The sequence below is a fragment of the Streptomyces sp. NBC_01775 genome (assembly GCF_035917675.1).
Lineage (GTDB): Bacteria > Actinomycetota > Actinomycetes > Streptomycetales > Streptomycetaceae > Streptomyces.
Map to the genome: position 1 here is coordinate 7,533,042 of NZ_CP109104.1, position 12,734 is coordinate 7,545,775.

12 protein-coding genes are annotated in these 12,734 nt (G+C 72.8%); 11 read left to right on the plus strand and 1 reads right to left on the minus strand.

Going from position 1 to position 12,734, the window contains the following annotated elements; all coding sequences use genetic code 11:
• Positions 1-195 precede the first annotated feature (195 nt).
• The 7 genes from OHB04_RS33475 to OHB04_RS33505 all read left to right on the plus strand — a co-directional run bounded on the left by OHB04_RS33475 (position 196) and on the right by OHB04_RS33505 (position 9,145).
• Positions 196-2,490, plus strand: coding sequence for a tetratricopeptide repeat protein (locus tag OHB04_RS33475; RefSeq protein WP_326808913.1), 2,295 nt, complete (start codon positions 196-198; stop codon positions 2,488-2,490).
• Between the two features lie 196 nt (positions 2,491-2,686).
• Positions 2,687-3,802: an alanine dehydrogenase gene (gene ald / locus OHB04_RS33480; RefSeq protein WP_326693043.1), complete on the plus strand. Its 1,116-nt coding sequence runs from the start codon at positions 2,687-2,689 to the stop codon at positions 3,800-3,802.
• A gap of 510 nt (positions 3,803-4,312) precedes the next feature.
• The gene (locus OHB04_RS33485) at positions 4,313-5,359 is read left to right on the plus strand and encodes a ParA family protein (RefSeq protein WP_405807269.1); all 1,047 of its coding nucleotides are present in this window, start codon (positions 4,313-4,315) and stop codon (positions 5,357-5,359) included.
• Complete coding sequence (locus OHB04_RS33490; protein ID WP_326691380.1) at positions 5,356-6,006, plus strand: hypothetical protein; 651 nt, start codon at positions 5,356-5,358, stop codon at positions 6,004-6,006. Before OHB04_RS33485 ends, OHB04_RS33490 begins: the two co-directional genes overlap by 4 nt.
• Before the next feature lie 25 nt (positions 6,007-6,031).
• Positions 6,032-7,078, plus strand: a complete 1,047-nt coding sequence (locus OHB04_RS33495) for a segregation and condensation protein A (RefSeq protein WP_326808914.1) — start codon at positions 6,032-6,034, stop codon at positions 7,076-7,078.
• Positions 7,071-7,826, plus strand: a complete 756-nt coding sequence (scpB, locus tag OHB04_RS33500) for an SMC-Scp complex subunit ScpB (RefSeq protein ID WP_326691382.1) — start codon at positions 7,071-7,073, stop codon at positions 7,824-7,826. Before OHB04_RS33495 ends, scpB begins: the two co-directional genes overlap by 8 nt.
• On the plus strand, positions 7,826-9,145 hold the full coding sequence (locus OHB04_RS33505) for a pseudouridine synthase (protein ID WP_326691383.1): 1,320 nt from the start codon (positions 7,826-7,828) through the stop codon (positions 9,143-9,145). The genes scpB and OHB04_RS33505 overlap by 1 nt, the downstream gene beginning before the upstream one ends.
• Positions 9,146-9,182: 37 nt before the next feature.
• Here the strand turns inward: OHB04_RS33505 and OHB04_RS33510 are convergent, their stop codons facing one another.
• Entirely contained in the window at positions 9,183-9,503 is a 321-nt protein-coding gene (locus OHB04_RS33510) for a DUF952 domain-containing protein (RefSeq protein ID WP_326691384.1), read from the minus strand.
• A 125-nt stretch (positions 9,504-9,628) separates the two neighbouring features.
• Here OHB04_RS33510 and aroH point away from each other — a divergent pair, with 125 nt between their 5' ends.
• From aroH to OHB04_RS33530, 4 genes are all read left to right on the plus strand, one after another.
• A complete protein-coding gene (aroH, locus tag OHB04_RS33515; protein ID WP_326808915.1) occupies positions 9,629-10,000 on the plus strand; it encodes a chorismate mutase in 372 nt (123 codons plus the stop codon).
• On the plus strand, positions 10,000-11,088 hold the full coding sequence (locus OHB04_RS33520) for a prephenate dehydrogenase (protein ID WP_326808916.1): 1,089 nt from the start codon (positions 10,000-10,002) through the stop codon (positions 11,086-11,088). The genes aroH and OHB04_RS33520 overlap by 1 nt, the downstream gene beginning before the upstream one ends.
• Positions 11,089-11,209: 121 nt before the next feature.
• A complete protein-coding gene (gene cmk, locus OHB04_RS33525; protein ID WP_442815015.1) occupies positions 11,210-11,968 on the plus strand; it encodes a (d)CMP kinase in 759 nt (252 codons plus the stop codon).
• On the plus strand, positions 11,965-12,651 hold the full coding sequence (locus OHB04_RS33530; protein ID WP_326808918.1) for a lysophospholipid acyltransferase family protein: 687 nt from the start codon (positions 11,965-11,967) through the stop codon (positions 12,649-12,651). Before cmk ends, OHB04_RS33530 begins: the two co-directional genes overlap by 4 nt.
• Positions 12,652-12,734 lie beyond the last annotated feature (83 nt).

Consider the following 12,734-nt stretch of genomic DNA (forward strand, 5'->3'; position numbering starts at 1 on the left):
TGCTCAATCGCCGGACGGGGTGAAAACAGCCCGTCCGGCGATTGAGGACCGGGGGTGCGGGGGCAGCGCCACCATGAGCCGATGTGGTGATTTTCGGCCTGGTCACGGCACCCATTGTCCCGGGCGGACGCTACGCGGTGAACTACGCTCAAAGCACTTCGTACGCACACACGCAGGTGAACGGGAGCGTAGCCCGTGACAGATCAGGCGGTGCAGCCCACAGGAGCGGCGACCGGCCGGCACGCCTTCACGGGCCGCGACCGCGAACTACGCGCCCTGCGCGAGGACATCGGACGCGTCGGCCTGCACACCCTTTCGGGCCATCCCCTCCCGCACAGCCGCGTCCTGCTGATCGCCGGAGCCCCCGGCTCCGGACGCACCGCCCTCGCCGAGGAGTTCGTCCGCAGGATCCAGGACCGGTATCCCGGCGGCGTCCTGCGGGCCCGGCTCACCGATCCCGGCGGGCTGCCCGTCCCCACCGAACGCACCGCCCGCGACCTGCTCGCCGCGCTGGCCGGCCTGGGCACTCCGGCAGGCGCCCGGCGCCCCGCCGCCCCGCCTCCCGGCGCCGATGAGGAGGACCTCTCCGAGGCCGTGCGCACCGCCCTCGCCGTACGCGGCCCCACCGTGCTGCTCCTGGACGACGTGGCCGATTCCGACCAGGTGCTCGACCTGGTGCCGGACAGCAGGGAGTGCCTCGTCGTCGCGGTGGCCGCGGGCCCGCTGACCGGCGTGCCCGATGTGCGGCCCTGCGCGCTGGGCGGCCTCGACCGGGCCGCCGCCGTCGAGCTGCTGGCCCGCCGCGCGGGCGCCGCGCCCCGCATCGCGGTCGATCCGCGCAGCGCCGAGGCGCTGGCCGAGGCGTGCGGTGACCTGCCCACCGCGCTCGCGCTGATGGGCGGCTGGCTGGGTGCCCGCCCCAAGCTCTCGGTGCACGACGCGGGCACGCGCCTCGCCGCGCTGCCCGAGCAGCCGGAGCTGCCCGAACAGTCCCGCCCGCCGGAGGAGGACGACGAGGAGGCGGAGCAGGGGTATCGCAAGCCCCTCCGGCGCAGGACGCCGGTCCCGCTCCTGCGCACCTTCCGGCTCGTCGTCGACTCGCTGCCTCGCTCGTACGCGCGCACGCTGCGGCTGCTGGCGCTCGCGCCCGCCGGATTCGTCGACCCGCAGACGGCCTCCGCACTGGCGGGCTGCTCGGTCGCCGCGGCCCACGAGGCGCTGGAGGAGTTCGTCCAGCTGGGCCTGCTGCGCGAGCTGGGCGGGGAGCGCTACGAGGTGCCCGGCTGTCTCGACCCGCTGCTGCGCGCGGAGCTGGCGGCGCACGAGCGGCCCGCCGAGGCGCTGCTGGCGAGGGCCCGGATGCTGGAGCGCACGGTGCGGCGGCTCCAGGCGTGCCGCGCGGTGTGCGAGCCGTCCGGCTCCGAGGCACGCAAGCGGATGGCGGGGATGCCCCGCGCGCTGCGCTTCGCCGGGCAGGAGGAGGCCCGTGTCTGGCTGGCGGAGCGGCGCCCCGCGCTGCTGGCCGCGACCCGGATGGCCGTGGCCGAGGGCGACGGGGAGCTGGATACCCTCGCGCGCCGGCTGGTCTCCGCGCTGGCCCGCGCCTTCGACGCACACCGTGAGCCGGACGAGGCCGCGCCCGACCTGTACCGGCTGCACGAGCTGGTCCTCGCGGTCTCCGAGCGCTGCGGGCTGCACCGGGAGAGCGCGGCGGCGCTGCTCAACCTCGGCGACCTCGACGCGCACACGGACCGGCTGGAAGAGGCACTCGTCCGCTACCGCAGAGCCCTGGACGCGGCCCGCAAGGGCAGGGACGAGGCCGCCACGGCACGCGCCCTGGAGTCGCTGGCCGGCACCTACGCGGTGCTGGCCGACTGGGCGCGGGCCGCCGACTGGTACGGCAGGGCGCTGGCGCTGCGGCTCACCCGCGGCGGGCGGGCCGACCGTGAGGCCGTGGCGCGGCTGCACGGCCGTATCGGGGCCGTGCACACCCATGAGGGCCGCTGGGAGGAGGCTCTGCGCGCCTGGCGCGCCGCTGCCGCGGCCTTCCGCAGGCTGCGCGAGCCGGGCGAGAACGCGCGCGCCCTGGCGGAGGCCGCCCGGGTGCAGGAGCGGGCGGACCGCCCGTACGACGCGCTGCGCACCTACGGCCAGGCACTGGATGCCGCGCGGGACGCCGACGACGTACGGCTGGAGGGCGCGCTGCGGGAGCGGCTGGCCGACACCTGTGAGCGGGTCGGCGATCTGGCCGCGGCACGGACGCATCGCGCCGCGGCCTTCCGCAGGCTGCGCGAGGACCAGCCGCCGTACCGCCCGGACGAGGCGGCATACGACCAGGAGGCGGCCCGCACTCCGGCGGCCCCGCACGATCCGGCGGCCCCGCACGATCCGGAAGGCGCGGAAGACGCGGACAGCGCGGGGGAGAGGCTCGTCGTGCCACAAGCGGAAGCGGAGGCCGCACCCCTCCAGTGCGGCGAGGCGCGCCACTGAGCCCCTCACTTTCGCAACAGTGCGTCTAGACCTGCGAAACGCATAGCAATCTCGGAAAAGGTCGATGCTTTGTAAGGCTGGACAGCTCGGCTTCCTTCATTAGACTGGTCGAGCCGCGGTCACCCCGGGTGTCTCCGAGCATGCGCGACCCGGCCTCTTCTGCTTTCTGCACCCTGAGTGAAGGACCGTGATCGACGTGAAGGTCGGCATCCCCCGCGAGGTCAAGAACAACGAGTTCCGTGTGGCGATCACCCCTGCCGGGGTGAACGAGCTGGTGCGGAACGGCCACGAGGTGGTCGTGGAGAGGGGCGCCGGAGTGGGCTCCTCCATCCCCGACGACGAGTACACCGCCGCCGGTGCCACCCTCCTCGGCACCGCCGACGAGGTCTGGGCCACGGCCGACCTGCTGCTGAAGGTCAAGGAGCCGGTCGCCGAGGAGTACCACCGGCTGCGCAAGGACCAGACGCTCTTCACCTACCTCCACCTCGCCGCCTCCCGCGAGTGCACCGACGCGCTGCTGGAGTCCGCCACGACCGCCATCGCCTACGAGACGGTCGAGCAGGCCAACCGCGCGCTGCCCCTGCTCGCCCCGATGTCCGAGGTGGCCGGCCGCATCGCCCCGCAGGTCGGGGCCTACCACCTGATGGCCTCGGCCGGCGGCCGAGGCGTGCTGCCCGGCGGCGTCCCCGGCGTGAACGCGGGCCGTGCCGTCGTCATCGGCGGCGGGGTCTCCGGCTGGAACGCCACCCAGATCGCGGTCGGCCTCGGCTTCCACGTCACGCTGCTGGACAAGGACGTCAACAAGCTCCGCGAGGCCGACAGGATCTTCGGCAACCGCGTGCGGACCGTCGCCTCCAACGCCTACGAGCTCGAGCACGCCGTACTGGACGCCGACCTGGTCGTCGGTGCCGTGCTGATCCCCGGCGCGAAGGCGCCGAAGCTCGTGAGCAACGAGCTGGTGTCGCGGATGAAGCCGGGAAGTGTGCTTGTCGACATCGCGATCGACCAGGGCGGCTGCTTCGAGGACTCGCGCCCGACGACGCACGCCGAGCCGACCTTCCGTGTCCACGATTCGGTCTTCTACTGCGTCGCCAACATGCCCGGCGCGGTGCCCAACACCTCGACACACGCGCTGACGAACGCGACCCTTCCCTACATCGTCGAGCTGGCCAACCGTGGCTGGCGCGAGGCGCTGCGCCGGGACGCGGCGCTGGCCAGGGGCCTCAACACCCACGACGGCGAGGTCACTTACGGGCCCGTGGCCGAGGCACACGGTCTCGCCGTGCGCGACATCACCGAGCTGCTGGGCTGAGTCCGGCGAGCCGTCGCGGGGTCAACCCGTGACGTCAACGTCGGCAACGTCACGTCACCGGCCGGACCTTGAAGGAAGGGTCCGGCCGGTGATGTCGTCGTGTCGCCATGCGTGGCTCTCAACTCGCCGCTAACGTAACCGTCTAACCTTTTTGCGCACCCCGGAACCCGCTTCGAGAACACTCGTGGCCTCTTGACATACAGGTGCTCGGTTACCGACACATCGTGCCGTCTCCGGCGGATTGTGTTGCTGCGGACCGCCGACACGCCATAGAGTCGCCAACCGTCGGCATGGTGTCACGCTGACCTGTCTAGAAATTTCCTGGTCACCAAGGAGGTAGGACGACTTGTGAACGAGTCGACATTTTCTCCCGGGGGTGGTCAACCAGGAGCGCCTGTACGAGGCCAGGGGTCCTCGAATCCCACAGCGCCCGAGGGTGTCGGCTCCGTCGCTGTCCGCACCTTCGCAGCCCACCAGACCCCGACCCCCCGCATGACAGCCCACCAGAACATGGACGGCCACCACGTGAACGCCACGGCCGGCGACGCTACGAACGGTCAGTCCGCCGAGCGTTTCGCCGACTACAGTGATCCTCATTACGACCCCAACTACGGCGAACTGCCCGAGGGGCACTTCTACGACCCGGACGCGGAATACGAACCCGATCCGGAGTACGCCGCCACCCTCGCGCCCGACGCGGCCCGCCAGCGCCGTGAGCGCATCGGCCCCACGGGGCGGCCCCTGCCGTACTTCCCGATCCCCGGTCCCGTGAACGAGCACGGCCCGGCGAAGATCATCGCGATGTGCAACCAGAAGGGCGGGGTCGGCAAGACGACCTCGACCATCAACCTGGGCGCCGCTCTCGCGGAGTACGGACGCCGCGTGCTGCTTGTCGACTTCGACCCGCAAGGCGCCCTGTCGGTCGGCCTCGGGGTCAACCCGATGGAGCTGGACCTGACCGTCTACAACCTCCTGATGGAGCGCGGTCTCGCGCCCGACGAGGTGCTGCTGAAGACGGCGGTCGCGGGAATGGACCTGCTGCCCAGCAATATCGACCTGTCGGCAGCCGAGGTGCAGCTCGTCAGCGAGGTCGCCCGCGAGTCGACACTCCAGCGCGCCCTGGGCCCGCTGCTGAACGACTACGACTTCATCGTCATCGACTGCCAGCCCTCGCTCGGTCTGCTCACCGTCAACGCGCTCACAGCGGCGCACAAGGTGATCGTTCCGCTGGAGTGCGAGTTCTTCGCGCTGCGCGGGGTCGCGCTGCTCACCGAGACGATCGAGAAGGTCCAGGAGCGGCTCAACCCCCAGCTGGAGCTGGACGGGATCCTCGCGACGATGTACGACTCGCGCACCGTGCACAGCAGGGAAGTCCTCGCGCGCGTGGTGGAGGCGTTCGACGAAAACGTCTACCACACGGTCATCGGGCGTACCGTCCGCTTCCCCGAGACCACGGTCGCGGGCGAGCCGATCACGACCTACGCCTCCAACTCGGTCGGTGCCGCCGCCTATCGTCAGCTCGCCAGGGAGGTGCTCGCCCGGTGCCACGCCGAGTGAGTCTGCCGGCAGCCGACGAACTGTTCCGTACGACCGGGGGATCCGCCGTGCAGTCGTCGGCTCCCCAGCAGGGGCCGCCCGGACAGGGCGGTCAGGTGAACGGCGAGAGCGCGCCGTCGGCGCCGTCCCCCGCGCAGGCGCACACGCCCAAGGTGCCGGCCCCCGCCTCCGAACCCGAGCCCGACGCCGGGCACTCCGAGTACGCGGCGACGGACGAGGCCGAGGGCGAGGCGGCGCCCGGCGCCGGCGGCGAGCACGCCGGGCGTGAGCGCCGCGCCGCCACGGCGGAGCAGCCCGCCCCGCCCCAGCAGCGCGACCAGAGCGGCCAGGAGCGCACCTCGCAGCGCGGCTCCGCCAAGGGGCGTCAGGCGACGGCTGCTTCGTCGTCCGCCGCGCCGTCGAGGCGCGGGGGCCGCGCGGCCAACCGGCGCCCCAGCGGGCGCGAGCGGCACGACGAGAAGATCACGGTCTATGTCTCCGCCGAGGAGCTGATGGACCTGGAGCACGCGCGGCTCGTGCTGCGCGGCGAGCACGGACTCGCCGTCGACAGGGGGCGCATAGTGCGGGAGGCGGTCGCCGTGGTGCTGGCGGACCTGGAATCGCGCGGGGACGCGAGCATTCTCGTACGGCGGTTGCGCGGGCGCTGAGGGGCTTGCCAGTACGCTGCCTGCGATGCCCAGTCCTGACGACACACTCGCCCACCGGGGCTCCCGCCGAACGCTGGGGCGGGGGCCCGGTGTCGTTCCCGCGAACGAGACGGCCGACGAGGCAGCCGGGACGACCGAGGAGGCCGGCGGGACCGAGAGCGCCGAAGAGCCCGCGCCGTCCGTGCAGGTTGAGCCTCCGGAGCCCGAACAGCCCGTAACGGCCGAGGAGCCGCAGGAGTCGGTGCGGGACGACGAGGAGCCGCAGGAGGCCGACGACGGGCGCTTCCGGGTCGTGCTCGACAACTTCGAGGGCCCCTTCGACCTCCTCCTCCAGCTCATCTCCAAGCACAAGCTGGATGTCACCGAAGTAGCGCTCTCCAAGGTCACCGACGAGTTCATGGTGCACATCCGAGCCATGGGGCCCGCGTGGGACCTCGACCAGACGACGGAGTTCCTCGTCGTCGCCGCCACCTTGCTCGACCTGAAGGCCGCCCGGCTGCTGCCGCAGGCCGAGGTGGAGGACGAGGCGGACCTGGCGCTGCTGGAGGCCAGGGACCTGCTGTTCGCGCGGCTGTTGCAGTACCGCGCCTACAAGGAGATCGCCCAGATCTTCGCGGGCCGCCTGGAGGAGGAGTCCCGCCGGTTCCCGCGCACCGTCGGGCTGGAGCCGCACCACGCCGAGCTGCTGCCCGAGGTGGCGCTCAGTATCGGTCTGGAGGGCTTCGCCAAGCTCGCGGTGAAGGCGATGCGGCCCAAGCCCAAGCCGCAGGTCTACGTCGAGCACATCCACGCCCCGCTCGTCAGCGTCCGCGAACAGGCCGAGATCGTGGTGGCCCGGCTGCGGGAGCGCGGCGAGGTCACCTTCCAGGAGCTGGCCGCTGACGCCCCGGACACCCTCACCGTCGTCGCCCGCTTCCTGGCGCTGCTGGAGCTGTACCGGGAGCGGGCCGTGGGGCTGGAGCAGGACGAGGCGCTGGGCGCGCTGCTCGTCACATGGAGCGGCGCCGCGGGCACCGAACCGCTGGTGACCGACGAGTTCGACCAGGAGCCAGGGGAGCCCGGGGATGAGTGAGACCGACGTGAGCGAGGACACCTACGAGGTGCAGGAGGCCGCGGCCGAGGCGCCGCCCGGGGAGCGCCGGGAGCCCCAGGAAGCCGAGCTGGAGCCGGAGGGCGGGCCCGAGGCCGGGTCCGGGCCGCCGGCCGGGGCCTCGGGCATCGCCGAGCTGGAGCTGAAGCCGGCCCTGGAGGCCGTCTTGATGGTCGTGGACGAGCCCGCGACCCCCGAGCACCTGGCCAAGGTGCTGGAGCGGCGCCCCCGCGAGGTCTCCGACGCGCTGCGCGAGCTGGCCGACGAGTACACAGCGCAGGGCCGGGGCTTCGAGCTGCGGCTGGTGGCCGGGGGCTGGCGTTTCTACACCCGGGGCGACTACGCGGACGCGGTCGAGCGCTTCGTGCTGGACGGCCAGCAGGCGCGGCTGACCCAGGCGGCGCTGGAGACGCTCGCGGTCGTCGCCTACCGGCAGCCGGTCAGCCGCTCGCGGGTCTCCGCCGTACGCGGCGTGAACTGCGACGGCGTGATGCGCACCCTGCTCCAGCGCGGTCTGGTGGAGGAGGCGGGCACAGAACCCGAGACAGGTGCGATCCTTTACAGGACGACGCATTACTTCCTGGAGCGGATGGGCCTGCGCGGCCTGGACGAGCTTCCGGAGCTGGCACCCTTCCTTCCGGAGGCGGCGGCCGTCGAGGGGGAGACTCAGGAGAGCATGCCGTCGTTCGACGTAGACGACCTTTCCAGCGACTCCCAGACGGATCATTGATGCGAAGCAGCGGCAGGAACACCGGCGGAAACCGCAACGGCAAGCAGGGCGGCGGCCAGAGCGGCGGCGCCCAGGGAGGCCGCGGACAAGGAGCCCGCGGCGGGCAAGGAGCCCCCGGCTCCCGGCAAGGGGCCCAGAAGGGGCGCCGGGGGACCGGCCAGCCCCGCCCCGAGGAGCGCCGCTACAACCAGCCGGGAGGCGGCCAGGGGGGCGGCCAGGGCGGCGGCAGGCCCACGGGCGCCGGGTCCTCCGGGTCCACCGGAGGCACCGGGGGCAAGCCCAGGCCCGAGGGCAGGACGGGAGGCAAGCCGGGCACCGGCCGCCCCGCCGCCGGACGGCCCGGCACCGGTAAGCCGGGCACGGGCAAGCCCGGTGCGGGCAAGCCCGCCTCCGGCAAGGCACCCGGCGCGGGCAAGCCCGGCGCCAGGGGCGGCGGCAACGTACGCAAGGACGTGACCAAGAGCGGCGCCCCCAAGGCCCGCTCCCGCAACGCCTCGGCGCCCGCACGCCCCCGCGAGTACGAGGCGCAGATCGAGGAGCGCAACCGTGCGCGGCACACCAAGCCGCCGGTCAAGCTCCCCAAGACGTTCGGCGAGGTGGAGGGCGAGCGCCTCCAGAAGGTGCTGGCCCGGGCCGGCATGGGCTCGCGGCGCGCCTGTGAGGACCTGGTCGAGCAGGCCAGGGTCGAGGTCAACGGCGAGGTCATCCTCGAACAGGGCCTGCGCGTGGACCCCACCAAGGACGAGATCAAGGTCGACGGGCTGACCATCGCGGCCCAGTCCTACGTCTTCTTCGCGCTCAACAAGCCCGCGGGCGTCGTGGCCTCCATGGAGGACCCGGAGGGCCGCCAGTGCCTGGGCGACTACGTCCAGAACCGGGAGACCCGGCTCTTCCACGTGGGCCGGCTCGACACCGAGACCGAGGGCCTCATCCTGCTCACCAACCACGGCGAGGTGGCCCACCGCCTCACCCACCCCCGCTACGGCGTCACCAAGACCTACCTCGCCGCCATCCAGGGGCCCCTGCCGCGCGACCTGGGCAAGCGGCTGAAGGACGGCATCCGGCTGGAGGACGGGTTCGCGCGGGCCGACCACTTCAAGGTCGTGGAGAACACCGGCAAGAACTACCTGGTCGAGGTCACCCTGCACGAGGGCCGCAAGCACATCGTGCGCCGGATGCTCGCCGAGGCGGGCTTCCCGGTCGACAAGCTCGTCCGCACCCGCTTCGGCCCCATCGCCCTGGGCGACCAGAAGTCCGGCTGGCTGCGCCGTATGACCAACACGGAGGTCGGCATGCTGATGAACGAGGTCGGCCTGTAGGGCCGGCCCGTCCGCGGCGGCGGGGGCAGGGACCGGCTCAGGACCATACGGCCAGGGCCAGCGCTCTGCCCTCGTGATCGCGTTCGACCTCCAGCATGCCCGCGACGGCCGAGCGGTTGATCCGGCCGTAGATCTGGGGCGAGGGCTCCCAGCGCAGCCGGGCGTCCAGCCGGTGCTCGTCGATCATCAGTGTCATGACGGGGCCCACGGCCTCCCGGAAGCGGGTGTCGGCGATGGCCAGGGCCTGCGACTCGTACGCCGTGCACGGGATGAAGCCGCCCTCCGCCAGCACGCGCGGCGAGTACGGGCGGTCCGGGGCCAGCAGCCAGTCGTCGAGCGGGACCACATGGAAGATCATGTCTCCCTTGTACCGTCTCACTGGGCGGGCGGCCCGCACATCCGCGCGTGCGCGGTACCTACCCTGGCGCGGCAGACAGGCCAGGCAGCGGCGCGGCCACACGGCGGCGCGGAGGGGAGCGACAGGTGGCAGGACGAGCGGTACGCGCGGTCCGTGGAGCCGTCCAGCTGGACCGGGACGAGGCGGAGCACATGAACGAGCGGGTCTCCGAGCTGCTCACCACGGTGCTGGAGCGCAACGCGCTGTCCGCCGACGACCTGATCAGCATCTGGTTCACGGCCACCCCCGACCTGCACAGCGACTTTCCCGCGGCGGCGGCCCGCAAGCTGGGCATCGTGGACGTCCCGCTGATCTGCGCCCAGGAGCTGGAGATCGCGGGCGCGATGCCCCGGGTGGTCCGTATCCTGGCTCACACAGAGACCGAGCTGCCCAGGGCCGCCGTCAACCACGTCTACCTCGGCGCAGCCGCCGCACTCCGCAAGGACATCGCCCAGTAATGCGCACAGCCCTCGTGATCGGCACGGGACTCATCGGCACCTCCGCCGCGCTCGCCCTCTCGGCGCGCGGCGTGCGGGTCCACCTGGCCGACCGTGACCACGAGCAGGTCCGTACGGCGGCCTCGCTGGGCGCGGGAACCGAGGGCGAGCCGGCGGAGCCGGTGGACCTGGCGATCGTCGCCGTGCCCCCGGCCCACGTCGCCGCCGCCGTCTGCGACGTCCAGCGGCGCGGCCTGGCCCGGGGGGTCATCGACGTGGGCAGCGTCAAGGGCGGACCGCGCCGTGAGGTGGCCGAGCGCGGCGGGGACCTGACCACCTACCTGGGCAGTCACCCGATGTCGGGCCGGGAGCAGTCGGGCCCGCTCGCGGCCACCGCCGACCTGTTCGAGGGCAGGCCGTGGGTGCTCACGCCCACCCCGGGCACCGACACGGAGGTGCTCAACCTCGCGCTGGAGCTGATCGCGCTGTGCGGGGCCGTGCCCGTGGTGATGGACGCCGACGCGCACGACAGGGCCGTCGCGCTCGTCTCGCACACCCCGCAGCTGCTCTCCAGCCTGGTCGCCGCCCGGCTGGAGAACGCCGCCGAGACGGACGTACGGCTGTGCGGGCAGGGCATCCGTGACGTGACCCGGATCGCGGGCTCCGACCCCGCGATGTGGGTGGACATCCTCTCGGCGAACCCCGGCCCCGTCGCCGACGTCCTCGCCGAGGTCGCCTCCGACCTGGAGGGCACCGTACGGGCGCTGCGGGAGCTGGACTCGGCCGACGAGTCCAAGCGCACCTCGGGCGCCGGAGGCGTCGAGGCGCTGCTGCGCCGGGGCAACGCGGGCCGGGCCCGGGTCCCGGGCAAGCACGGCCAGGCACCCACCGCCTACGAGGCGGTGATCGTGCTGATCAGCGACCAGCCCGGGGAGCTGGCGCGGATCTTCGCGGACGCCGGAGTCGCCGGGGTCAACATCGAGGACGTACGCATCGAGCACGCCACCGGCCAGCAGGCCGGTTATGTGCAGCTCATGGTGGTGCCCGGCGCGGTGCGCCCACTCGAGAAGGCCCTGCGCGAGCGCGGCTGGTCGCTGCGCCAGCAGTAGGGCGGACGGGCCCCGTGGGGGAGCCGGTAGCCTTGTGCGGGAGCCCTGCTCGCCGTGGCGGTATTCCCGAGTTTCCGAGTTTCCACGCGCCGTGCTCCGAGAACCCCGAGATTCACGAAAGGTGCCCACCACCGTGTCTGCAACCCCGGCAGCAGTGATTGTCGCCATCGACGGCCCCTCCGGCACGGGCAAGTCCAGCACCTCCAAGGCCGTCGCGGCCCGCCTGGGGCTGCGCTACCTCGACACCGGCGCGCAGTACCGCGCGATGACCTGGTGGATGCTGAGCAACGGCATCGACGTGAACGACCCGGGCGAGATCGCCGCTGCCGCGGGCAAGCCCGTCATCGTCTCCGGCACCGATCCGCAGGCCCCCGCCATCTCCGCCGACGGCGCCGACGCCTCGGCTCCCATCCGCTCCGAGGAGGTCACGGCCGCCGTCAGCGCCGTCAGCGCGGTGCCCGAGGTCCGGGCCCTCATCACCGAGCTCCAGCGGACCATCGCCGCCGGGACGGACCTGCCCGAGGGCGCGGTGGCGGGCATCGTCGTCGAGGGCCGCGACATCGGCACAACCGTGCTGCCCGACGCCGACCTGAAGGTCTTCCTCACCGCCTCGCCCGAGGCGCGCGCCGCCCGCCGCAGCGGGGAGCTGAAGGCCACCGACGGCGAGGCCACCGCCGACCTGGCCACCACCCAGCAGGCGCTGACCGAGCGCGACAAGGCCGACTCCAGCCGGAAGACCTCGCCCCTGAAGAAGGCCGACGACGCCGTCGAGGTGGACACCACCGAGCTGACCCTGGAGCAGGTCATCGAGTGCGTGGTCACCCTCGTCGAGAAGGCGGCGGCGGACAAGGCCGGGCGGATGGAGAAGGCTGCCAGGTGACAGATTCCGACTCCGTCCCCGGCGAGCGGGGAGCCACGGTCGGGCGCCGTATCGGCATCGGGCTCATGTACGGCATGTGGAAGCCTCGCGTGCTGGGTGCCTGGCGGATGCCGCCGAGCGGGCCCGTCATCCTCGCGGTCAACCATTCGCACAACATCGACGGACCCATGCTGATGGGTACGGCGCCCCGGCCGGTGCACTTCCTGATCAAGCAGGAGGCGTTCATCGGCCCGCTGGATCCGTTCCTGCGCGGCATCGGCCAGCTCAAGGTCGACCGCAGCTCCGCCGACCGCACGGCCATAGGCAACGCGCTGGGCGTGCTGGAGCGCGGCGGAGTGCTCGGCATCTTTCCCGAAGGCACGCGGGGCGAGGGCGACTTCGCCTCCCTGCGCTCGGGCCTCGCCTACTTCGCGCTCCGCTCGGGCGCACCCGTCGTGCCCGTCGCGGTGCTGGGCAGCGCGGAGCGCTCCAGCCGGGTGATACGGGCACTGCCGCCGCTGCGCAGCCGGGTCGACGTGGTCTTCGGTGACCCCTTCACCGTCGGCGACGGGAGCGGGCGCCGCACCAGGAAGGCCCTGGACGAGGCGACGGTGCAGCTCCAGGAGCGGCTCACCGGGCATCTGAGCGAGGCCAGGCGGCTCACGGGCAGGCCCACCGGCGCGGGCGCCGAGGCCGGCGGCTGAACCGGCCGCCCACGGCCGGTCCGGGCACCGCAGGGCCGAAGGCCGCACCCACCCCAGACCTGAACGCAGAATGACAGGACGAG

Excerpts from the sequence above, each read along its gene's own strand:
- OHB04_RS33520 (WP_326808916.1), top strand. The coding sequence starts at position 10,000 with ATGCGCACAGCCCTCGTGATCGGCACGGGACTCATCGGCACCTCCGCC.
- OHB04_RS33485 (WP_405807269.1), top strand. The coding sequence starts at position 4,313 with ATGGACGGCCACCACGTGAACGCCACGGCCGGCGACGCTACGAACGGT.
- scpB (WP_326691382.1), top strand. The coding sequence starts at position 7,071 with ATGAGTGAGACCGACGTGAGCGAGGACACCTACGAGGTGCAGGAGGCC.
- OHB04_RS33510 (WP_326691384.1), bottom strand. The coding sequence starts at position 9,503 with ATGATCTTCCATGTGGTCCCGCTCGACGACTGGCTGCTGGCCCCGGAC.
- OHB04_RS33495 (WP_326808914.1), top strand. The coding sequence starts at position 6,032 with ATGCCCAGTCCTGACGACACACTCGCCCACCGGGGCTCCCGCCGAACG.
- OHB04_RS33505 (WP_326691383.1), top strand. The coding sequence starts at position 7,826 with ATGCGAAGCAGCGGCAGGAACACCGGCGGAAACCGCAACGGCAAGCAG.